The organism is Methanoculleus sp. SDB (genome assembly GCA_001412355.1).
In the GTDB taxonomy this organism is placed as follows: domain Archaea; phylum Halobacteriota; class Methanomicrobia; order Methanomicrobiales; family Methanomicrobiaceae; genus LKUD01.
The window spans coordinates 20,426-42,232 of sequence record LKUD01000038.1 but is presented as its reverse complement, the minus strand read 5'-3'; the positions used below and the strand labels follow the sequence as shown (position 1 = coordinate 42,232).

At 62.3% G+C, this 21,807-nt stretch carries 18 protein-coding genes, 1 tRNA gene and 1 pseudogene; 12 read left to right on the top strand and 8 right to left on the bottom strand.

All coding sequences use genetic code 11. The annotated features are described in order from the left end of the window. From APR53_09625 to APR53_09605, 5 genes and pseudogenes are all read left to right on the top strand, one after another. A pseudogene (locus APR53_09625) lies at window positions 1-321 on the top strand. A gap of 32 nt (window positions 322-353) precedes the next feature. Further along, window positions 354-896 (top strand): hypothetical protein, encoded by a 543-nt coding sequence (locus tag APR53_09620; protein ID KQC04829.1) that lies wholly within the window; start codon window positions 354-356, stop codon window positions 894-896. A gap of 107 nt (window positions 897-1,003) precedes the next feature. Further along, a complete protein-coding gene (locus APR53_09615) occupies window positions 1,004-2,842 on the top strand; it encodes a hypothetical protein (protein KQC04828.1) in 1,839 nt (612 codons plus the stop codon). 13 nt (window positions 2,843-2,855) lie between these two features. After that, window positions 2,856-4,052: a hypothetical protein gene (locus APR53_09610; GenBank protein KQC04827.1), complete on the top strand. Its 1,197-nt coding sequence runs from the start codon at window positions 2,856-2,858 to the stop codon at window positions 4,050-4,052. Between the two features lie 132 nt (window positions 4,053-4,184). After that, the gene (locus APR53_09605) at window positions 4,185-4,793 is read left to right on the top strand and encodes a hypothetical protein (protein ID KQC04826.1); all 609 of its coding nucleotides are present in this window, start codon (window positions 4,185-4,187) and stop codon (window positions 4,791-4,793) included. A 9-nt stretch (window positions 4,794-4,802) separates the two neighbouring features. On the opposite strand, the gene APR53_09600 is transcribed toward APR53_09605, so the two are convergent. Both APR53_09600 and APR53_09595 read right to left on the bottom strand, forming a co-directional pair. Beyond that, window positions 4,803-5,885, bottom strand: coding sequence for a sodium ABC transporter permease (locus tag APR53_09600; protein KQC04825.1), 1,083 nt, complete (start codon window positions 5,883-5,885; stop codon window positions 4,803-4,805). Continuing rightward, window positions 5,885-7,693 carry an ABC transporter gene (locus tag APR53_09595; protein KQC04824.1) on the bottom strand — a complete coding sequence of 603 codons (1,809 nt, stop codon included), beginning with the start codon at window positions 7,691-7,693 and terminating at the stop codon, window positions 5,885-5,887. The genes APR53_09600 and APR53_09595 overlap by 1 nt, the downstream gene beginning before the upstream one ends. 153 nt (window positions 7,694-7,846) lie before the next feature. Here APR53_09595 and APR53_09590 point away from each other — a divergent pair, with 153 nt between their 5' ends. Beyond that, window positions 7,847-8,737 carry a multidrug ABC transporter ATP-binding protein gene (locus APR53_09590; protein KQC04832.1) on the top strand — a complete coding sequence of 297 codons (891 nt, stop codon included), beginning with the start codon at window positions 7,847-7,849 and terminating at the stop codon, window positions 8,735-8,737. Between the two features lie 21 nt (window positions 8,738-8,758). On the opposite strand, the gene APR53_09585 is transcribed toward APR53_09590, so the two are convergent. Continuing rightward, a tRNA-Lys gene (locus tag APR53_09585) sits at window positions 8,759-8,832 on the bottom strand. A gap of 104 nt (window positions 8,833-8,936) precedes the next feature. Between APR53_09585 and APR53_09580 the strand changes: the two genes are divergently transcribed. From APR53_09580 to APR53_09570, 3 genes are read left to right on the top strand one after another with little or no spacing between them, the layout of a single operon-like run. Beyond that, the gene (locus tag APR53_09580; GenBank protein KQC04823.1) at window positions 8,937-10,400 is read left to right on the top strand and encodes a potassium transporter TrkA; all 1,464 of its coding nucleotides are present in this window, start codon (window positions 8,937-8,939) and stop codon (window positions 10,398-10,400) included. Next, entirely contained in the window at window positions 10,390-11,010 is a 621-nt protein-coding gene (locus APR53_09575) for a hypothetical protein (GenBank protein ID KQC04822.1), read from the top strand. Before APR53_09580 ends, APR53_09575 begins: the two co-directional genes overlap by 11 nt. Beyond that, the gene (locus APR53_09570; protein KQC04821.1) at window positions 11,000-12,652 is read left to right on the top strand and encodes a radical SAM protein; all 1,653 of its coding nucleotides are present in this window, start codon (window positions 11,000-11,002) and stop codon (window positions 12,650-12,652) included. The genes APR53_09575 and APR53_09570 overlap by 11 nt, the downstream gene beginning before the upstream one ends. On the opposite strand, the gene APR53_09565 is transcribed toward APR53_09570, so the two are convergent. Further along, window positions 12,639-13,781: a peptidase M50 gene (locus APR53_09565; protein KQC04820.1), complete on the bottom strand. Its 1,143-nt coding sequence runs from the start codon at window positions 13,779-13,781 to the stop codon at window positions 12,639-12,641. The two genes, APR53_09570 and APR53_09565, sit on opposite strands and share 14 nt — an antisense overlap. 51 nt (window positions 13,782-13,832) lie before the next feature. On the opposite strand from APR53_09565, the gene APR53_09560 reads away from it, so the two are divergent. Next, window positions 13,833-14,093 carry a photosystem reaction center subunit H gene (locus APR53_09560; GenBank protein KQC04819.1) on the top strand — a complete coding sequence of 87 codons (261 nt, stop codon included), beginning with the start codon at window positions 13,833-13,835 and terminating at the stop codon, window positions 14,091-14,093. 59 nt (window positions 14,094-14,152) lie between these two features. Continuing rightward, window positions 14,153-14,875, top strand: coding sequence for a tRNA 5'-guanylyltransferase (locus APR53_09555; protein ID KQC04818.1), 723 nt, complete (start codon window positions 14,153-14,155; stop codon window positions 14,873-14,875). On the opposite strand, the gene APR53_09550 is transcribed toward APR53_09555, so the two are convergent. After that, window positions 14,864-18,040 carry an isoleucine--tRNA ligase gene (locus APR53_09550; protein KQC04817.1) on the bottom strand — a complete coding sequence of 1,059 codons (3,177 nt, stop codon included), beginning with the start codon at window positions 18,038-18,040 and terminating at the stop codon, window positions 14,864-14,866. The genes APR53_09555 and APR53_09550 overlap by 12 nt on opposite strands. A 117-nt stretch (window positions 18,041-18,157) precedes the next feature. On the opposite strand from APR53_09550, the gene APR53_09545 reads away from it, so the two are divergent. Continuing rightward, a complete protein-coding gene (locus tag APR53_09545) occupies window positions 18,158-18,604 on the top strand; it encodes a hypothetical protein (protein KQC04831.1) in 447 nt (148 codons plus the stop codon). Here the strand turns inward: APR53_09545 and APR53_09540 are convergent. Genes APR53_09540 through APR53_09530 form a run of 3 tightly spaced genes read right to left on the bottom strand, consistent with a single transcriptional unit; the run spans window position 18,570 to window position 21,804 of the window. Continuing rightward, window positions 18,570-20,429 (bottom strand): LysR family transcriptional regulator, encoded by a 1,860-nt coding sequence (locus tag APR53_09540; protein ID KQC04816.1) that lies wholly within the window; start codon window positions 20,427-20,429, stop codon window positions 18,570-18,572. The two genes, APR53_09545 and APR53_09540, sit on opposite strands and share 35 nt — an antisense overlap. Then, on the bottom strand, window positions 20,423-21,625 hold the full coding sequence (locus APR53_09535) for a molybdenum cofactor biosynthesis protein MoeA (GenBank protein ID KQC04815.1): 1,203 nt from the start codon (window positions 21,623-21,625) through the stop codon (window positions 20,423-20,425). The genes APR53_09540 and APR53_09535 overlap by 7 nt, the downstream gene beginning before the upstream one ends. Continuing rightward, entirely contained in the window at window positions 21,622-21,804 is a 183-nt protein-coding gene (locus APR53_09530; GenBank protein ID KQC04814.1) for a hypothetical protein, read from the bottom strand. The genes APR53_09535 and APR53_09530 overlap by 4 nt, the downstream gene beginning before the upstream one ends. Window positions 21,805-21,807 lie beyond the last annotated feature (3 nt).

Sequence of the window (21,807 nt, the reverse complement as noted above, 5' to 3'; positions counted from 1 at the left end):
CAGCTGAACCTTGCCGGAAGCAGGCCGTGGTGGAAACTTTTTGATGCGCAGGTTGATGTGACGGTCCGCAAGGATCCCATTTATTCGACGATAATCGCCGAGTTCCGCGGTGGCCCCGGCACGCGAACCGTCCGTGATATCGATATCGATGCAACGCTCTCCGACAAAACGACCGCCCATGCCGTACTGATGCCCGTGATTGGGGAGGAAACAGAACTGCAGGGGACATCGGGCGATGATTACGTGAAAGTGGTGGTCAATCTGTACTCCGGCAAACGATTTGTCCTGTATGATGATGTTGTGCGAAAAACCCGTGGATAACCTTTTTCCACGGATTCGGACAACATGGTTGTATGAACAGGAATGCGGGGGATATACACCGCGAAAGACGGGAAGGTCTCCCTCCTGTTATCGGGCCTGATCCTGCGGTTCTCATCCTCGGCAGTTTTCCCAGTGTCCGCTCTCTTGCCGCGGGCGAGTATTATGCACACCCCCACAACGCGTTCTGGCGCATTATGGGGGCGATCGGGTGTGCCGATCCGGATGCTCCCTACACCCGCCGCTGTGCGTCGCTTGCCGGCTGCGGCATCGCGCTCTGGGATGTCGTGGCGTCATGCCGGCGGGAGGGGAGCGGAGATGCGCAGATACGCGACGCGGTGCCCAATGATATCGCCCGCCTGGTTGACGGGCACCGCGGCATCCGGATCATTGCGCTGAACGGTAAAAGCGGTGCGGAGCGGTGGCTGAAACATTTCTTTCCGGACCTGGTGTCCGCGGAGCGTCCGGCTGTCGTCACCCTCCCCTCGACAAGCCCGGCCAATGCACGCCTGACCCTGGAAGCGAAGATCACCGCATGGCGGGTGGTGGCGCACGCCGCACGCCCTCCCCGGCTTTAGCGGATGGACGAGGAGAGATGGACAGCGGGATAATCGAGGGCTCCCGTGACCCATACCTTTTTTACGCCCTGCCATAATTTTCCTCTCATTGTGGGAGGAGATATCGTATGCAGGGAGAACGTGAACGAATACTTCTCGCCGCCGCTCAGGCGGCGACATTTAAGCCTGATCTGATGAGCAACGACAAGCTTGAGGCTGCGACCAAAGGCCACGGAGCGCTTGTCATCCCGGTATTTGCAGCAGCAAACTCACTTGCCGAGGATGTATTCTGTTCCTTCGCGGGGCCGGAGATGCATCTCCTCGATCGGATGGCCGTGATCGATGCGTCGGCCCCGCAGCTGCCGCTCGATATGATCATCGACAAGGCAGTACAAGCAACGATGAATGCCGGTGCGGAACCGGCGAATGCCGCGCTCATCGTTGCGTCCCTCGCATACTTTTCGGGCTCGTGCGCCCGTGCCGGTGTCCCGCTCGGTAACCGGAAGCTCGGTGCGATTGCCCGGATCCACGCCGGTGCCGCCCGAACGAGTGCCATTGCGCTGGTGACGGGAAAATTCACCCACCGGATTCCTGCTTTCCCGGCATATCTCGCGATATACGAGGCACTGGCGGACAAGAAGCTCACCCGGGTCGACGGGGCGACACTCCCGCCGTTCATCGCGGGAGGCGCGGTGTACGGACATTCGGCACTGGGCGAGGACTTCAATATCCCCGAACTCGCCCGGAACGCGGCAAAAGTGGGAACCGAGGCGATGATAGCGAGCATGCACGGGGCGGGGATCACCGCATACCCCCTCTGGCCGGCGCTCATCGGAGCGACGGTCACCATGGAGCTCGTCCACCCCGACGCCCTTCTGGGGGAGGAGTTCGGGAAGTTCGGGGCGGTCGACTCCGCATACCTTGCCGGCAAAGGCGCCGTCGAGGCTGCAAAGCTGCCCCCCTTCATCCATATCCGCGGGACGCACGAGGAGTACGACACCGCGAAGGTGATCGGCGACTTCGGCCTCATCCTCAAGGATATCGGCGGCCCGTCGGTGATCGGATCGATGGCGCTCAGCGAGATTTTCGCCGGGTTTGAAGAAGCCGCTGTTATCGGGGCCGGGTTTTCGGGCGGCCCGGTCAATCCGCCGCTCGGGCACCTCGAAGGGGACTGCGTGCCGGCCCTCAGGCTCCTCCTCATGCATAACGCCGATGTCTTTGCCGTGGCGGATGCGATCCGCGAATACAAGCTGCAGAACTTCATTGATCCGGAACTGGCACTCTGCGGCCTGAATACCATCGCCAGGAAGGCCGAACAGGTGACCCGCGGAAAGGTATCCGAAGCCTGCATTCTCGCGTCGGAGGAGATCCGGGACCGTGCCGTCTACCGGCGCGCCGTCCACACGATGGAGATGCTCTCCGCCGGCAGATCGGTTGCCGACGTGACCCGCACCCTCGACGACGAGCGCCGTGCGTATGTGGAGCAGCGCGGTTCGGCAATCCTCTCGGGATTCACCGGCAGAAAGATCGAGCTGAAATTCACCGAGCTCAAACCCCATGCCCGCCGCACCGACAAATTCACCGCACGGTACTGGGGCTTCGACTCCTTTGTCTCGTACGACATCACCATCGACGACAAACCGTATCACCTGGAGAACCTGACGGCACAGGAGGTACCCGCGTTCGCCCTCGAGGGGAAGAACCGCGACAATCCCGACTGGGGAACCGCGCTCTTCGCGGGAGCGGTCCTGACACAGGAGCTGCAGTACGTCGGGCATACGATCCTCAACATCACGGTGCCTGCGGCAGTGGCGGGAGCACGGGGCATGGAGCCCGCGGAGGCGGGGAAGCAGGCGGAGGACGGCGCCTACCTGACACGGTCGATCCCGGGAGCTCACGAAACGGCAGCGGAAGTCGCCCGGATTGCCCGGCGGATTAAAGAGCGTCTTGACGAACCCTTCCCGTAAGGCAGGATTTCGGATGAAGATACTCGTCATCGATGCCGCTGCCGGCGGGATCGAGGGGGGGCTGCTTGCGGCAGCCCTCGCCGATCTGTCCGGCAGCACCGCCCCTCTCGCCTCCCTCGCCGGCATAATCGCCGCACACCCGGACGCCGGGTCCTTTTCCTGTACCGCGGACACCGTCCGGGTACGCGGGATTGCCGCAACCCGCCTCCGGACCGACGCCGGTTCGGGGGTGTCCCCCCCGGCAGGGGGACTGAAAGCGGCAGCAGCGGAAATTGCCGGAGAAACGGGATGTTCCGGGAGCGTGACGGAGCTTTCCGATGCCGTTTTTTCGGACCTTCTGGCAGCCGGGAAGGCGTATGCCCTGCCCGGACCGGCATGGCCGGAGACGGTCTATTCGGTTCTTGCACCTCTTCTCATGCTCGATAAAGGCGGTTTCTTCGACGGGCGGATCATCGGGACTCCCCCTGCCGTGGCTGATGGCGGGGATCCCTTCTCCGGTCCCCCGCCCGACATCCTGTGGCTCCTGTCGCGCAGGCATATTCCGTTTTCCTCTCCTCAGAATCGTCCCGTATCCACCAGTGCAGCCGGCGTCGCACTCTTTGCGCGTCTGGTGGATGAGGTGGCGCCCGTGCTTCCGGCACTCACGCCCGAAGGAGCCGGGTACGGGTGCGGCAGCGGTACGAATCCTCCGCTCCTCCGGGTGGTGAGCGGCGAGCGGGAAGCCCTGATCAGGGATCATGTCGTGCTCCTCGAAACCAATCTCGATGATCTTCCCGGCGAGGAGATAGGCTTTACCATCGAACGCCTGCTGGCAGCGGGAGCGGTCGATGTTTTCGTCACCCCCGGCATCGGAAAGAAAAACCGCCCGGTCCAGGTGCTCACTGTCATCACGGGCCATCACGACTACTCCCGGCTGCTCGCCCTTCTCATGGAAGAGACAGGAACCCTCGGTGTGCGTATCCGAGATACTCCCCGGCTGGTCGCTGAGCGGGTGCGGGAGACACGGACAATGACATTTCTCGGACGGACATTTCCTGTCCGGGTCAAAACGTCGCGGGCGGGTGGTGCCGTTATCGGGAAAAAGCCGGAATATGAAGATTTACGAAAGGCTGCGCTCGAACTAAACGCCCCGCTCAGGAAAATCCGGCGGCTGGCAGAGGAGCAGCTGAAGGAATCCGGCGACGAGGGCGGGGACCGTCCGGTGTGGTAAAGAGGGGCTCACGGCGGCACCGGCAGGAACCGCATCTCCGCCGCCCAGTATACCCTGATTGGGGAGCGGGCCGTGCCGTGCCATTTTCTTATAGACAGATGACTTTTCTTTTTTCAAATCAGGCGGAACGTGATGACGTCCGGGGCAGATATTCTCACGGGAATGAGCAAACACCGCATCGAAGCGCTCAGCGACGGCATTTATGCCATTGCATTCACTCTCGCCATGCTGAACATCGGTGTCGGAGATCTCGCGGGAGGTACGCCGGCCGGCACGCTCCACCCCGGCCTGTTCGGCCTGGCTCCCCAGATGCTCCATTACGCCATCGCGTTTTTCACGCCGGGTGCGTTCTGGATCGGGCATACGCAGCAGTTTCATTCCGTCCGTCAGGTCGACCGCGGCTTTCTCTGGTGGAATATCCTCTCCCTCCTCTGCGTCGGCCTGCTCCCGTTCTCCACGTCCCTTGTCGGGGATTATTCGTCCTCCCCCTATGCGGTATCGGTCTTCGCCCTCAACATGTGCGCCATCGGTTCGTTCAACGCGCTCGGCTGGCGGCATGCCCTTGCGGTCCCGCTCACGGATCCGGAGAGGGATGCGGACCGGGCGGCCGGATCGCTCCGGCGGACGCTGGTAATCCCCGTTCTTTCCCTCGCGGTCATAGGCGTGGCTTTTGTCGCCTCTTCCTATGCCACGCTTGTCTACCTCGCAGCGCCGCTCGTGCTTGCGAGGCTGAGGCGGTGATCCGGCGGGTTACCCCTTCTGAAAAATCCGTGTCCCGATCCGTGCCGCATAGCGATTCGTGACAGAGGCTCCGAGTGCGGTAACGGCAATGACTGCCGCAAGGAAAAGCCAGTGCTCAGCTCCGATTGCGTCGACAGCGAGGCGGACGATCAGGTTGAGAGGATTATAGGGGAGTGCGAGCACGAAGAGGATGACGACCACCAGTGCCGTGGAGAAGATGAACTGGGCGTTTGTCCGGTCCCGGTAGTGGAGCGCTGTGACCGCACCGAGCAGGATCATCGCCATCGAACCGGCGGTGACATGCAGGAGAATCGGGACGGCATTCGCTATCGCGATGCCGTTTACCGTCAGGAGGAGGAGCCATGCACCCGACTGGACGGGGACGATGGCAAGGCACGCGGCGACTTTCCCCCAGATCATCTCGGTAAAGGTCACCGGTGTGGACATAAGCGTCTCGAGCGTGTCGTGCTGGTACTCCTCCGTGATCAGGTCGATGATCAGGGCCGACGATATGATGGCGGGCATAAAGACGAGGAGCGGTATGAGGAGCCCGTAAACGAATTCATAGAAGTTGCTGCCGGGTTCGGACGGCGGGAAATCGAGCGGGAACGGCTGCACGTCAAGCCGGAAAGCCCGGATCTCCCGGAGATCGCTTTCGTACGCGAGGAAGACCTCCTTGAGTTTGACATTGATGACGGTCGACTGGATGTCGTTCTGGATGGTATAGAGTGTTATTTTAATTGGATCGTCCGCATCCGGCGCCGTTTCCGGGGCCCACACGACCGCGCTGAGCTTGCGTTCGCCGAGCGCCGTGACGGCCGTGTCGAGATCCATCTCGTACACGATGAGGTCATCGCGTGCCGTCAGGTAATCGACGAGCAGGCTGTCTTCGCCGGTATAGGCGATGGGATACCTGATTGTCGAGAGCCTTCCCACCGAGTCGGGATCGTACATGGACGCAAGACCCACCATCAGGAACGTGGAGAACATGGCGATGAAGAGCTGGAGCAGTATCGCAAGAATAATTGTTTTTTCGCTATACAGCCCTTTCAGTTCCTTTTTCGCAATGATCCCCGCGTGGCGTGCGTTCATCAGATCCACCCCAGTATGAACGAGAGGTTATAGAGCGTATGTACGACGGTTGCAGCGCAGAGTCCCGGGAGATATGCCCGCCGCCCCCAGGTCCGGAGCACAGCAGCGGTGGTAAGTATTCCGATGAAGTGGAGCGTTAAGGGTATCCAGAGTACCTGCAGGCTGGCAAACAGCACCGCCCCGAAGATGGAGTCCGAGATCTGCGCAAGCGTTGCGAACAGGAGCGCCTTTTCCCCGATGAGGAACCCCGCGGCCACTGCCGCCGATGCGGCGAGGACCCGCTTCCATGAGAAGAAATCCGGCACGTTCGCAACAAGCGTGTACACGCCGATCGATTTCGCCAGTTCCTCGATGAATGCCGCTGCAACGAGCAGCAGGATCAGCGACAGGGGCATCGGCAGGTTGAAGAGGAGCACCAGCAGCATCAGCTGCGCCATGAAAACGAAGGGAATGGAAAAGAGGCTGATGAGGAAGAGCGAGGTGTACGGGCGGGAGAGAGAGATGCCCGTCCCGATGAACTCGCGGATGCGGACGGTCAGGGTGTGAAGCGTGAAGAGGCGTTCCTCGGTGAAGTTGACGGTGCCGACATAGAAGAGCACGGCGCTCGTCAGCCAGAAGAGCGAGGTCGAGTACATATAGTCGAGAGCCGTAAATCCGTCGCCCTGCATCTGGAGGACGATCAGGGTGAGGGGCGAGATCAGGCTGATGACGTGAACGTTTGCGAAGATGCTCGGGAAGAAGAGGTACGATGTCGCGATGGTGGAGAAGAAGATGGAAATAAACGAGAGCTCCTTGAAGCTGCGTGCCACCATCCCGATGATGAGGGCATTTGCGAGGAAGAAGAGGATGACCGGCAGGAGCGGAAGGAGGATGATGAGGGGTGCGCCGTTTGCGAGTGCAAGTATCGCGGAGATGCCGAGCATGACCACGAGGTACGGGAGCCCTTTTCCCGCGATGATCTGCCACGCTTTGAGGGGTGTCGAGAGGAGAATCTCGCCCCGCCGCTCGACACGCTCGTTCATGACGCTCATCATGAAGAACTGGGATGTGAAGTAGAGGGGGAAGATGAAGACGAAGACGAGGATGATCGAGTCGAACGGCAGCGGCGGGGAGAGCTGGGACGGTGTCTTGAACATCCCGGGCCCTGTGTCGGGTGAGAGAATATCGCTGTACCGCGAAATCTGGCTGTCTGAGCCGGCAACCGCGATCAGCTCCCGCCTGAGGTCTTCCCGGGAAACATCAATCGTTGCCGAGGGGGGATCGATCGGGATCACCGGACCGTCCGGCACCGGCCGGCGCCGGCCGTAGAGTCCTGCGCCGACCGGCTGGCCGCCCTGGGTGGCGATGAAGTCCAGTTCGCTCTTCACCTCGAGCGTGTCGATCCAGAGCGGGTATGAAGCGAAGAGGTCCTCCTGCTGGTTGTATACAAACGCCTCGTACCGGGTGTAGTCCCGGGAGAGCGCACGGAGTGCGGACCGTCCCTTCTCGGTGGAGGGGGCGGACACCCTGCCGTCGATGATGACGAGATCGAAGCTCGCCCGTACCACCGTCAGGGTGGCGGCGTCGGCCCGGTACACGGCGAATCTCTCGTCACCGGCAAAAATGCGGGCGACACCGGGATCGTCGACCCCCAGGTCGTACATGCCGTCCTGCAGGTGGACCCCGCTCTGCGATGCGAATCCTGTCACCGCCACGAGCAGCACGAAAAGGGCGATGGCGATCGGCAGCACATCGCGGCTCATCGTAGTGATTGAGCGTGCGATTTCCCATCGGGCAATCGTCCAGACAGCAAGCAGCGTTTCGCGCATAAAGGTATTCGTGCTGTTGGGGGTACAGGTATTTAGTCATTGAGGTTTTCGGTGAAAAAAACCCCCGGTACTGCCCGGTACCGGAAAAAAGCCCGGTACCGGCGTTGCACGAAACTGTTATGTACGGTCGCGTGCGAGTTACACACGACGAGTATGATCCACGCCCGCTCGCTTGTGAAAAAATACAACGGGGCTGCCGCCCTCGACGGCGTCAGTTTCGACCTCGAGGAGCACGGGATATTCGGCGTGATCGGGCACAACGGTGCGGGGAAGACGACCCTCCTGAAAATTCTCGCCGGCCTGATGGCGCCCACGTCGGGGACCTACCACATCGACAGCATCGACGTCGTCGCCCATCCGGACGTCCTGAAAGAGAAACTGGGGTATCTCCCCGAGGAGTCGAGGCTCTACGAGACCATGACGGTCGACGGGTACCTCACCTTTTTCGGCGAGATTTACGGCCTCGACCATGCAACGATTGCCGAGAGGTCCGACATCCTCCTCTCCTCCCTCTCCCTCGAGGCGGGCGGAAAACGGATCGGAGAGCTCTCGAAGGGAATGCGCCGGAAAGTGGCGATCGCCCGCTCGCTGATTCACGAACCCTCTCTCTTGATCTACGACGAACCGACATCAGGGCTTGATCCGATGACATCCCGGTATATCAGCGAGTACCTCCGGGATCTCCGCACGCGGCAGAAGAAGACGATCGTGCTCTCAGCCCACAACCTCTATCAGGTGGAGGAGATCTGCGACAAAGTCATGATTCTGCGGCGGGGAAAGGAGGTCGCGTTCGGGACCATGGACGAACTCCGGGAGACGTTCGGTACCCTGACCTACGAGATCCACTTCACGATGGACGACACCCGCTGCCTCACGGGTGTTCTGGAATACCGCGAGGAGCACGGGGCGTACGTCGCCGTCGTGCATGACGTCGACGCACTCAACGAGGTGACCGCCTGCATTGCTGAAGGCAACGGCAGGGTGAAAAAGATAGAGTCAAAGTACCCGAGCCTCGAGGAGATGCTCGTGAAGATTGGCAAATGAGGGTGGAACATTTTTATGAAACGGGCCTGAAGGGAATTGAACCCCTGGCCTACGGATTAAGAGTCCGTCGCTCTGCCTGACTAAGCTACAGGCCCATTAAAATGACTCACAAACATTGTATTAGCTAAAGAATAAACCTTTCGTATTGGAATTTTCATCATCTGAACTTTAATATGCTGATACGGTACACGTGATCAGTATGCCTGATCCGTCTCCGAATGGAGCTACACCAAAAATCAAATATATCATACTCGGGTGTGGGAGCATCGGGTACAACGTCGTGGACGAACTCCTGAAGGAAACGGAAGACATCCTCATCATCGACCACGATGATAAGCGGGTCGAAGACCTGCTGGATCAAAAATACGAGGCGATATCGCGCGACCTCAGGGATCCTGCCCTGCTTGACGGGCTGCCGGTTCCGGGTGTCGTGTTCGTCCTCTCCAGCGATAAGGAGGCAAACCTCGCCGCCGTCAAGACCATCAAGGAGAAGTACCCCTCCACGTACGTCATCGCCCGTGCCCTGGACCCGGTCAGCGTCGGGCTGCTGGAGCAGGCGGGTGCCGATATCGTGCTCTATCCGCAGGAAGTCATCGCCAGAACCGCGGTGCACCATATCAGAAAACTGCGGTCGTCACGGCTGGCACGGCGCCTCTACAATATTCTTGCCGCGTGGGAAGGGACGCTCGGGATCGTCACCCATACAAATCCCGACCCGGACGCCATCTCAAGCGCCATGGCACTCTGTTCGATTGCAAAGGACGCGACCGACGGCAGGATCGAGTGCCGCATCTTTTATGACGGCAATATCGGGCATCAGGAGAACCGGGCGTTTGTAAACCTTCTCGATATCAAGATGGAGCGCCTGACTCCGGATGCGCTCGCAGAATGCGGCCATATCGCGCTGGTGGACGCACCCGCCCCGGGCGTCAACAACGCCCTCGACAAGGACTCCCACATCAGCATCATCATCGACCACCACCATAACGGGGATGCCGTCCCGAACGCCGACTTTTTTGATATCCGCCCCGGCCTGGGCGCCACGGCGAGCATTTTCACGCAGTACCTGCAGGAGCTCGATATCCCGGTCGAGAAAAACGTTGCAACAGCGCTTCTGTACGGGATAAAGGCGGATACTCGTGACTTCTCCCGGAACACCACCCCCTCGGACCTGCATTTTGCCGCATTCCTCCTGCCGCTGACCGACGCCGAACTGCTCGGCCGCATCACCTCGCCCTCGATGGGGCAGGAGACGCTCGATGTGCTCGGGAATGCGATCAGGAACCGCAGGATCCGGAACGGGTATCTCTTCTCCAACATCGGGTATGTGCGCAACCGGGATGCAGTGCCGCAGGCAGCGGACCTCCTCATCAATCTCGAAGGGGTGAACACGGCGCTTGTCTACGGCATCACCGATGCGGCCATCACCCTCTCCGCCCGCAACAAGGACATCAGGCTGCACATCGGAAACGTCATGCACGAAGCCTTCTCCGACATCGGCGAAGGGGGCGGCCATGCCACGATGGCGGCGGCGGTCATTCCTCTCGCCATCTTTTCCATGGTGAAAAACAAGGAAGAGCTCCTTTCACTGGTCATCGATCCGATCCTCAGGAAGTTCATGAAACTGGTGGGAATCGAGGACGAGGAAGCGAATGAGGTTTGAGGAATGGGAGCCGCATTACACTGCCATCCTCGATTATTTCGGGTTTGACCGGGAGGACGACGAGGAGGCGGCACGGGTGCTCGCAGCCCTCGCTCCCCGTGACGACCGCTCCCTTCTTACCGCCCTGTGCCGGGGGCGAGACGTCACCGTCTGCGGAAACGCCCCGTGCCTTTCCGGCGAACTCCCGGAGATCAACGGCACGGTCTTCGCCGCCGACGCCGCCGCGGGCGTGCTGTACGCCCACGGCATCCGTCCCGATGCGGTCTTTACGGATCTCGACGGCGCCACGGACGTTTTTTGCGAGATGAACCGGAAAGGTACCGTCATGGTCGTGCATGCCCACGGCGACAATATCCGCCTTCTCACCCACTGGGTGCCGCGATTCGACGGGCCGTTTGTCGCCACGACGCAGGCACGGCCCCTTCCCGGCGTCCATAACTTCGGCGGGTTTACGGACGGCGACCGTGCGGTCTTTGCCGCACACGCACTCGGTGCCCGCTCCGTCTCCATCATCGGGTTCGACTGCGACGATCCCGGGGTCGATCCTGTCAAGCGCGGCAAACTCTCCTGGGCACGGCGCCTGCTGGGGCTCCTCGGCCATGACCTCTGACGCGATCATCATCGACGGGTACGTGGACGAACCCGCCTGTTTCGGGGTTCCGCCCTACCTCTCCCCCTATATCAGGTATGCGGCGGGCGTTCTTCTCGAGCACGGGTACACCGTGTCATATGTCACCATCGACACCCTTCGTGACGATCCCGCCCGCATTGCCCGCCTCGATGCGGCATCGCTCGTCCTCCTGATCGCGGGCGTGACCGTCCCCGGGAAGTACCTCGGGGGCACTCCCGCTTCGCTCACGGAGATCCGCCAGATCGGGAGTATGCTCCGGCACCCGGTGAGTGTTATCGGCGGTCCCATCTCCTTCGGTTACGCACGCGGTGGCGGCGAGAAGGCGGTCAGGCAGGCCGTATCCGGGTTCGACGCCGTGCTCGGGGGAGAGGTGGCGTCATCGCTCGACGCCCTGCTGCAGGAGAAAGACGCGCCCGGAGGCATCGATTACCGCACCATCGACCGGTGGAGCGTGCTCGGGAGCGGCATCGTGCGGCAGCACCCGTCGTTTCCTCACGTCATGTGCGAACTCGAGACCGCCCGGGGCTGCTCCCGCGTCGTTGCCGGCGGTTGCTCCTTCTGCACCGAACCGCTCTACGGTCCTCCCCGGTACAGGTCGGTTGCGGGTGTCTCCGGGGAAGTGGCGGCCCTTGCGGCAGCCGGAGCGGTTCATTTCCGCCTCGGCCGCCAGCCGGATCTCCTCGCGTTCGGGACGGGCGCGGGCGAATTCCCGAAGCCGCGTCCCGATCTCCTCGACACGCTGTTCACCGGCATCCGAGCGGCGGCACCGGGCCTGAAAACACTGCATATCGATAACATCAATCCGGGCACGATCGCCCGCCACGAGGAGGCCGCCCGCGACGCCCTGCAGGCGATCGTGAGCGGGCACACGCCGGGCGATACCGCAGCGTTTGGTATGGAGACCGCCGATACGGCTGTGATACGGGCAAACAACCTCAAGGCCTCTCCCGAACAGGTGTTCCGTGCGATAGAGATCGTAAACGACGTCGGTGCAGGACGGCGTGATGGTGTCCCCGACCTGCTTCCCGGCCTGAATTTTATCATCGGCCTTGCCGGGGAGACACCGGCGACCTTCGACGCGAACCAGGCCTTTCTCGACCGTGTGCTTGCGGCGGGGCTGCTCGTGCGACGGGTGAATATCAGGCAGCTGATGCCGTTTGAAGGCACGCCTGCGTATGACGACAACATGCTGGGCAGGCATGCGGCACGGTTTAAGCAGTGGAAGGAGCACGTGCGGAAGAACTTCGACGCACCGATGCTACGGGCCGTCTTTCCGGAAGGGACCGTGCTTTGCGACGTCATCATTGAGGAGTCCGGGACGCCCTCGTTCGGGCGCCAGATGGGATCGTACCCGATTCTCGCAGGCTTCCCCCTTCATCTCGGAAAAAAAACGGTGACGAATGCGGTCGTCGTCGGCTGGGGGATGCGGTCCGTCACGGTACTTCCCTGCCCGGTGGATGTGAATGCGCTGCCGCAGTCGACCCTGAAATGGCTGCCCGGCGTCGGCAGGAAAAAGGCGGCGAAAATCGCCTCGAAGAGGCCGTTTCTGACCCTCGAGGAATTCCGTGCGGTTGCCGGCCCGTCACCGATCGCGGATCTGCTCGCCTTTACGCTTCCTTGAGCTCCATCACCCGCAGAATATCGGTCCGCGTGACGATGCCGACCAGCACGCCATCCCGTACCACCGGCACGCGGCCGATGTCCTTCATCGACATCAGCTTCAATGCGTCGGTGAGCGGTGCGGTCGGGGGAAGGGACACGGTGTTTTTCGACATAATGTCACGCACCAGTTTTGCCTCGCGCTCAATCTTCGGGACGGCGTGCACGTCCGAGAGCGTGACCATTCCGACCAGCATGTCCTGCGCGACAACCGGAAATCCCATGTGATGGGATGTTTCCATCAGGGTGACGATCTCCTCGATCTGAAGATCGGGCGACACGGTGGTGACGGGGCTGCTCATCGCGTCGGCGATGGATACGTCCTGAAGGAGATAGTTGTATTTGACCATGAGCGATTCCTGCCCCGCGCCGATGTAGATGAAAAAGGCGATGATAATCAGGATGACGTTCCCGGCAAAAAAACCGAAAATTCCGAACATTATGGCAAATGCGCGCCCGATATCCGCCGCGATTTTTGTAGCCCGGTGGAGCGGCATCTTTTTTGCGAGCCATGCCCTGAGCACACGTCCGCCGTCCATGGGAAACGCGGGGAGCAGGTTGAAGGCGAAGAGGATGACGTTGAGGAGCCCAAGGTACCCGAATACGAAGAAGATGACGGCCGCGAGCGCCCTGTCGGGGATGATGGATTCCGCGGAGAGGGCGATGGCGCTCGAGATGATGCCGATCCCGAGGCTTGTCAGGGGACCGGCGAGCGCCATGGGCAGTTCCACCATCGGGTCGGGGATGCCCTCCTCCATCGATGCCACGCCGCCGAGGATGAGCAGGGTGATGCTGTTGATCTTCATGCCCTTCGAGCGGGCGACCATCGAGTGGGCGAGTTCGTGGAGCAGCACACCGGCAAACAGCCCGAGGGCGACGATCGTGCCCAGCACGTAGGGGGAGTACCCGGACGTGATGAGGCTCATGTCAAGCCCGGCGTAATCGATCCCGAAGATGCCCGTCAGCAGTTCGGTCGTGAGCTCGATCTGGCTGCCGATGATCCACGCAAACAGAGGGATGACGAGGAGGAACGTGAAGTGGAGGCGGATGGGGATGCCGAACAATCTTCCAATCTGAATGGACCCTTCCATGGTGAAAGATTATTTTTTTTACTTTTAAGTATATACCTTCAATCGATTACGATGAAGACGCAGATAACGGAGCTTTTTGGCATGCAGGTCTATACCGAGAAGGCAATCAGGATCGGCGAGATTGACGATGTCGTGCTTGATGTGGACGGGAAAAAGATCGATTCCCTCGCTGTCGGGAACCTCAACCCCGAACTCATGGAACTCAAGGGATTCCGCGGTGTCCGTATCCCGTACCGGACCATCCGCTCGATCGGGGATATTGTCATCGTCCGCCACCTCTCCGGAGCCTTTAAGCGAACAGGCGCTGAATAGGCCACGATTTTTTTTGAGGGCGGATGAAGCGGATTACAGGAGGGCCCGCCGCGGTCCCGATGGAGAAGAGAGAGCTTTATTCCCGTCTGGCAGTGTTTCCCCCTGTTTTTGTGCGGCTTGACGGACGGGCCTTCCACCGCCTCGCCCGCCTGCTGGATTTCGCGAAGCCGTTTGACGAAGGATTTTCGGATGCCATGTGCACCGTCTGCACCGCGCTCCTGCGGGAGAGCGGCATGAACCCGCTGTTTGCGTACACTTTTTCCGATGAAATCAGCCTGTTCTTCGATCGCCTGCCGTTCGACGGCCGGGTTGAGAAGATCGACTCGGTATGCGCTTCCTTCGCCGCAAGCGCCCTCGCTCTCGCGCTCGACGCTCCCGCTCCTCTCGCGTTCGATGCGCGCATCGTGGCCGTATCCCCGGAAACGGCGGTTGACTATCTCGCATTCCGGCAGCGCGAGGCATGGCGCAACCACTGCAACGCCTACTGCCAGTATGCGCTTATATCCGACGGAATGACGTCCCGGCAGGCGGCATCGGCACTGAAGGGCACCGGCTCTCCGGGAATGCACGAGATGATGTTCTCCCGCGGCATCAACCTCGCACAGACGCCCGCATGGGAACGGCGCGGCGTGCTGGTCTGCCGGGCCGCGGTGGAAAAAGAGGGATATAATCCCGTCACGGGGGAGACGGTCACTGTCACGCGCCGGCAAATCCGGGTAAACCGGGACCTCCCCCTGTTCTCGGAACCCGACGGAATCAGCCTGATCCGGTCACTGATGTGATGCGGCGGCGATCCCTATCGCCATCGGGATCCCCTCCACGTCCCAGTCGCGGACAAGCCCCCCCGTGACGACAGCCCCGCCGTCAGGGGCGCGGAGGGCAAGCGCGACAGCCCTGACCTCTTCGCGGATCTCATTTTCCCAGGTGCCCGAGAGCAGTCCGCGGACCCGGTCGTCGGCGATGGCGATATCGGCCGTGATGAAATCCTCGACTTTCAGGTCAAGCTGCCGGCGCATCTCCTGGATCCGGCGCATGACCTCCCGGGCGTACCCCTCGGCCTCGATATCGTCCGTGAGGGTCACGTCCACGTAGACCACGCCGCCCTCCATGGAAGCGGCGAATATCCGGTCGGGGAGCGACTCGGTGAACGTGAGCTGGTCGGCGGTGACGGTGAACTCGCCCACGTGCGCCTCGCCGGATGCATCAATCTGGGTTTTCAGGAGGTCCCCGTCCGCATTCTCGATAAGTCCCTTCACGAGCGGCCCCTGTTTCCCGAATTTCGGCCCGATCGCCCGCATCACGGGTTCGGCCTTCCAGCCGATCCGGTCCCAGCGGCCCCGGACAACCCGGACCGTGCGGCTGTTGGCACGGCTCTCGCAGAGATAGAGCAGCGTGGTCATTGCTTCGCCGACGGCGTCGTCGTCCGTCACGACAACGGTCTCTTGAACCGGCCACCGCAGTTTCCGCTTACCCGCCTGCCGGGCATTTGCCACCGCTTCGTCGAAGGACTGCACCACCCGCATCCGCGCTTCGAGCGCCTCGTCGATGAAGGAGGGTTCGCCGCGGCTCCATTCGAGCATGTGCACGCTCTCCGGGTCGGCGTCGGTCCGCAGGTTCCGGTAGATCTCCTCGCTGATGTGCGGCGTGAAGGGGGCGAGCAGCCGGACCAGCATCCGCATGACGGAATACATCGTTTCATAGGCGTGCCGTTTTTCGACCGAGTCTTCTTCGAGCCACATTCTCGGGCGGACGAGCTGGATGTACCAGCGCGAGATGTCCTCGAGCACCGACGTGATGAGCGCCCGGGTGGCCCGATGCAGGTTATACCCGTCGATCCCCTCCGAGACCTCCGCCGCGAGCGAGTGAATGCGCGAGATGATCCAGCGGTCTTCGTCGGGCATCGCCGCCAGGTGAGCACGCACGTAGTCGTCGTTCCACGTCCCGTCGCCCCCGGTTGCGGGCGCGAAGCCGTCGAGGATCATGTACGGGAGCGGGAAGCGGTAGACGTTCCAGAGGATATTGACGGCCCGGTTGACCGTCTTGACACCTTCCCAGTTGAACTTCAGGTCGTCCCACGGCGCACTTGCCGAGAGGATATAGAGCCGGAGCACGTCCACGCCGTACTGGTCGATGACACTTTCCGGCGAGACGACGTTCCCGAAACTCTTGCTCATCTTCCGCCCTTCCGCATCCAGCGCAAAGCCGTGCATCAGGACGTTTTTGTACGGCGCACGGTCGAACGCGATCGTCGAGGCGCCGAGCTGCGAGTAGAACCAGCCGCGGGTCTGGTCCTGTCCCTCCGTGATGAAGTCCGCGGGCCAGAGGTCTTCAAAGGCGGCTGTCTCCCCGGGGAACCGGAGCGTCGCCCATGACGCCATCGCGGAGTCGAACCAGACATCAAAGATGTCCTCGACCCGGTGCATCGTTCCCCCGCAGGCGCAGGGGACGGTCACTTCGTCGACGTACGGACGGTGCGGATCGGCAATCTCCGTGCCGCTTGCTTCGGTGAGGTCGGCGATGGTCGCAAAGGTCCTGTGCCGGTCGCACCGGTCGCACTGCCAGATTGGGATGGGGATCCCCCAGTACCGCTGCCGGGAGATGCACCAGTCGCGGGCTTCGGAGACGAAATCATGGAACCGGGCGCTTCCCGCCCACTCGGGGTACCAGGTTACGGCTTCGATCTCGGCGAGCATCTTCTCCTTGATCTTCGGGATCGGGATGAACCACTGTTCGGTGGAGATGGAGATGATCGGCGTTTTGCAGCGCCAGCAGTGGCCGTAGCGGTGGACGATCCGATCCGAGGCGAGGAGGTGGTCGCCGAGAGCGTCAAGCACGGCATCGTTTGCGTCGCGGACGTAGCTGCCTGCGAAGATGCCCGCCTCGTCCGTGAAGAGGCCGGCGCCGTCGACGGGGCAGAGGACGGTCAGCCCCTCCGCCTGCCCGACGAGGGAGTCTTCCCACCCGTGGCCCGGTGCGGTGTGGACCATTCCGGTGTTTTCGAGGGTCACGTGATCGGCGGCGACGACACGGTGCTCCACCGTCCGCTGGACGGGGACCGCCGCTGCGAGCGGGGAGTCGTACACCATCCCGACCATCTCCGCACCGGTGACCGTCGCGAGGACGGTGTAGTCACGGTACCGCCCCTTCCGGAGCACATCCTCCACCAGCTCTTCGGCAATCCACAGGATCTCTTCGCGGTCTCCCTTCACCGCGTTCACCCGGGCGTACACGAAGTCCTCGCTCACCGCGACGGCGACGTTGGCGGGGAGTGTCCAGGGCGTCGTGGTCCAGATGACAAGGTACTCGTTGTCACGGCCGCGGAGGGGGAACTTGACGTAGATTGAGGGATCTTCTTCGTCCCAGTACTCGACCTCTGAGTCGGCGATGGCGGTCTCGCACCGGGGGCAGAGGTTCACCACCCGGTAGCCCTGTTCGAGGAGCCCCTTCTCGTCCGCCTTTGCAAGTGTCCACCATGCCGCCTCGATGTACTCCGGCTTCACGGTCTCGTAGGGATCGTCGAAGTCCATCCAGACGCCGAGCGCTTTGAACTGCTCGCTCATGATGTCCTTGTGGGTGAGCGCGAAGGTCTTGCACTTCTCGATGAACGCGGCGATGCCGTATTCCTCGATATCCTTTTTTGAAGCGAATCCGAGCTCCTGTTCGACCCTGACCTCGATGGGAAGGCCGTGCATGTCGTACCCGGCCCGGTCGATCACATTCCTGCCGCACATGCGCTCGTACCGGAGGATGCAGTCCTTGATGATCTTGTTCCACGCGGTGCCGAGATGGATGTAGCCGGTCGTATACGGCGGTCCGTCCACGAAAAAGAACGGTTTTCCACCGGCCCGCAGCGTTTTCACCTTTTTGTACACGTCTTCAGCAGCCCAGTACTCCTGGACCGCGCTCTCCACCCCGCGGGCGGTATAGTTGCTGGTGACCTCCTTCACCTGAATCCCTCAACAGTGGAGAAGAATAGGCGGTCTGCAGTGATAGTATTTGTGAGCAGGAACGGCGTGGTGCGGATTCCCGATCTCTTTTTCCTGCTTTGGTCCCTTCTCTCATCCATGCAGATTGCGGTCATCGGTGCGTCGGAGTGCACCGGGGATGAGGCGGAGGCGGCGGAGACGGCGGGGTACCTGCTTGCCGGAAACCACGCAGTCCTGCTCTCCGGGGGGCGGGGCGGTGTGATGGAAGCGTCGTGCCGGGGGGCACGGGAAGCGGGCGGCGTGACGGTCGGCATCCTCCCCGGGCGCGACACGGGCAATCCGCACCTTGATGTCGTGATAAAAAGCGGGCTCGGCATCGCCCGGAATGCCGTCCTCGTCTCCTCCGCCGATGCGGTCATTGCCGTGGGCGGGGGCCACGGCACCCTCTCGGAGATTGGCATGGCGCTGAAGCTCGGCATTCCGGTCTTCACCGTCGGTTCGTGGGATATTCCGGGGGTGTTTCCCTGTACCACCCCCGAAGAGGCGGTGCTTATGGCAGTCCGCGCCGCACGCCTGTCTCCCTGACGTCGTACCCGCCGAGGGTCGTGAGCGTCTTTTTAAAGGATTCGGAGGAGACGCAGTCGAAGAGTGCGGCAAGTCCCGGGTCGTCCCGGAGCGTGCTTTTTCTCGCCACCAGTTCATAGCGCTCCGTGCCGACGGGCACAAATGGAAGCCCGAGAGCCTTCGCGGCACTGTAGACGCAGACGCCCATATCCGCCTCTCCCGTCTGTACTGCAAGCGCAACGGCGAGGTGGGTGGTATATTCGCGATCGTAGCCGGCGATGGCCGAGCTGTCGATGCCCCGCTCCCGGAGGAGATGGTCGAGCAGCATCCGCGTTCCCGATCCCTTCTGGCGGTTGGCGAACGTATGTGCCGGAATGTCCTCAAGCGCGAGCCCCTCGCGCGAGACGACTCCCTGCTGCCGCTCCGCGACGCAGAGCAGCACGAGCTCTTCGTTGGGGAGGTATTTCCGGAGGTACGGGATGTTGTAGTCGCCGTCCGCCCCGAGGAGGTGCATCGGCGCCGCATGGCACTCGCCCTTTTTCAGGGTGAGGAGCCCCCCCATGCTCCCGGTGTGGGTGGCGTGCATGGCAACGCCCTGCCGCCGTGCCATGTCGGCGAGGTAATCGAGTGCCGGGTCGTGGCTGCCGGTGATGAGGAGCGACTCCTCCGCGCTTTCGCGGGGGACGAGGAGCGACGCCCGGATTTCGTCGCCGGCCATGGCACCCTCCGCGTTCCTCCCGATGGTGAGGTACGCGTTTGCCCGCACCCCGCTCATCTGCACCCCCGCGCCGCGGGACTGCGGCACGGCCACCCAGCCGCCGCCGATCCGGCCGACGGAGAGCAGCACGAACTCGTCCGTGCCGATATCGGAATGGAGGGTCGTGGTCAGCCGTGCGGAAACCGTTTCCCGTGCGGGCGGGCGGAAGCCGTACATGCCGAGGAGCGGCTCCATGAGCTCCCTGAGGATGGTCGCGCAGGCAAGCGGATATCCGGGCATTCCGATGACGGGTTTTCCCCCGATCTGTCCGATGATGACGGGTTTTGCGGGTTTGATGGCAATGCCGTGGACGAGCACCCCGCCGAGCTCGCCGATGATGCCTGCGGTATAGTCCCGCGTGCCCTTCGACGATCCGGCGGAGATAACGAGAATGTCGTTTTCCCGGATGCCGCGCTCCACCGCCGCACGAATCAGAGCGGGTTCGTCGGGAGTGATGGGATAGTGTACGCACCGGGCACCGAGCCCCTGCAGGTGAGCAGCCGCCATGTGCATGTTGCTCTCCACCGCCTGGCCGGGCGCGGGCAGCGTGCCGAGGGGCACCAGTTCGTTGCCGGTGGGAATCAGGCCGATCGAGACGTCGAGCACCTCCACGCGGTCGATACCGTACGCGGCGAGCGCACCGATGTCGAACGGACGGATGCGGTGAAGGGACGGCAGGATCATCTCCGACTCGCCGATGTCCTCGCCGACCGGGCGGACATGCTGCCAGGGGCTCGCCGCCGCACGGATCACGTACCCGCTCTGTTCGGTGTGGACGTCTTCGATCATGATCACCGCATCGTAGCCTTCCGGGATCACATTGCCGGTATTGACCCGGACCGCATCGGAGAGCGTGACGGGATGCTGTTCGCTCGCCCCGTGCGTATCGGCAGCCCGGACCGCGATGCCGTCCATCGCGGAGAGGTGGCGCGGAGGGACCGAGATGCGGGAGAAGATAGGCGTTGCGGTGATGCGTCCCGCGGCCGAAGCGAGCGGTACCTCCGCGATGCGGGGGATGCAGGGAAACGTCTCCTTCATCACGCCGATCGCGTCGTCGAGGGGCGTGAGGGCGAGGTAGCGCGTCACCACAGGTGCACCTCCACGCGCTCGCCGGGCTCCAGCCCTTCGCGGCCGGCGGGCACGATCACCATGCCGTCACTCTGCACGAGCGTATTGAGAAGGCCCGACTTGCCGAAGACCGGTACCACCGTATCTCCCTCGAACCGTACCCTGACATAGTCCTGCCGCCCTTTTGCAGACGGGATGTTCTGGGCCAGCACCGAGGGCACCGTCCTGTCCCGGCCGGTCTCCCCGGTCGTCGCCGCCATGAGGGGCGTGCCGATCGCATGGAGCACCACGAACGCGGATGCCGGGTGTCCGGGCAGGCCGATGACCGGTTTTCCGGCTGCCGTGCCGATGATCGTGGGTTTTCCGGGTGCGATGGCGATGCCGTGAATGAGCACCTCCCCGAACCGGGCGATCGTGTCGGCGCACATGTCACGGTCGTCCTTCGAGCTCCCCCCGGAGAGGAGGACGATATCGCATTCCGCCACCGCCCGTTCGAGAGCCGCGGCGAGGGAATCGCGGTCGTCTCTTACGATGCCGTACCTGACCGGAATGCCGCCCTTCTCCTCCACGAAACCGCTGCAGAGATAGGTGTTCGCATCCCGCACCTCTCCGGGGCCGGGCACGGCTGCTACGGGCACCAGTTCGTTGCCGGTCGAAATGATCCCGACTTTCGGGGGTACGGCCACGGTGACCCGGTCGCAGCCTGCCGCGGCAAGCACGCCCAGGCCCCGTGCACCGATCCGGGTGCCCGCGGGCAGCACCACGCCTCCTTCCGGGTAATCCTCACCCCTCCGAATGATATTTTCGCCCGGTGCAACGGGTTTTCTGATCAGCACCTCGTCACCCACGGCTTCCGTGTATTCGATCATGGCGGCGGCATCGGCCCCCGCGGGAAGCACGCCCCCCGTCGGGATATACCGGCACTCGCCGGATCTGACCGGGAGGTCTCCCGGCACCCCCATCGCAATCCTTCCGGTGCAGGTGAGCATCGCGGGCATCGCCTCGCCGGCACCCTGCGTATCGGAGGCGATCACCGCGTAGCCGTCGACGACCGAGCGGGCAAAACCCGGAATGTCCCCGGGCGCCTGCACGTCACGGCAAAGGATACGTCCGCGTGCGTCCGCGACCGGAACGGTTTCGCAGCCGGCAGGGACTGCAATCTTCCGGACGGCACGGATCGCGTCGCTGACGGGGACGACCCGGAGGAAGATGCTCATCTGAAACAGCCCAGCTGGCAGCCCCGGATCTTAATCTTCGGGTCCGCCGTGTTGCAGTATTTTGCGATGTGCATCTTTGGAATATCGTATTCTTCGGCGATTTTAAATGCCTGCGGACAGGTGATCTGCGTGGTTATTCCACTCTCCTCGAATGCTTTCCTGATTTTTTCTGTGTCCATGAT